Below are 580 nucleotides of genomic sequence, written 5' to 3'. Positions count from 1 at the left end.
GTGGTGTCTCTGCTGCCGGAATCTGTTGTGCCACAAGCGCTGAGCAGGATCATGCAGGCGGCGACGAGTGGTCGGGACAGCGTCGACGATCTCACAGGGGTGATCCTGTGGCATCGCGGATCTGGTCATTCATGAGCAGCTGGAGACGAGATACTTCCGAATAGGCAGTCGTTCTGACCGCGTTGTAATCAGACGTCCCGCTTACGACGGACAGGGTTTCGCTCACATTGTTGATGGTGATGGGTGTGGTGGTGCCGGGGATGGTGTGCCAGCGTTCGTTGGCGGCGGTGGCCCAGCGGCCGAGTGACCCTTCTCGGCCTTCGTCGGGCAGGTAGGCGCCCAGGTAGTCGCGGTCGATCAGGGGCCCGCGTCGTGTGCCGAGTGCGACGTTGAGTCGGGTGGAGTCTTGGACGAGGACCAGGAGGCGGGTCATGCCGAAGGTGGGGTTGGCGACGATGGGGTCGCTGATCTGGACGTATTGGGTGGTGGGGGTGTTGAGGATGTCGCGGGCTTGGTGGAGTTCGAGATCGGCGTAGGTGTGTTCGGCGGTGTCGGCGAGGGTGTGGGCGGCGTCGGGGTC

At 63.6% G+C, this 580-nt stretch carries 1 protein-coding gene; it reads right to left on the bottom strand.

The features are described 5' to 3' along the window. Positions 1–91: 91 nt before the first annotated feature. Positions 92–580: hypothetical protein (locus tag GOACH_RS23000; RefSeq protein ID WP_040519669.1), on the bottom strand; the 489-nt coding region annotated here is incomplete at its 5' end.

Source organism: Gordonia aichiensis NBRC 108223 (assembly GCF_000332975.1).
GTDB lineage: Bacteria > Actinomycetota > Actinomycetes > Mycobacteriales > Mycobacteriaceae > Gordonia > Gordonia aichiensis.
This window is presented reverse-complemented; position numbering and strand designations above follow the sequence as displayed.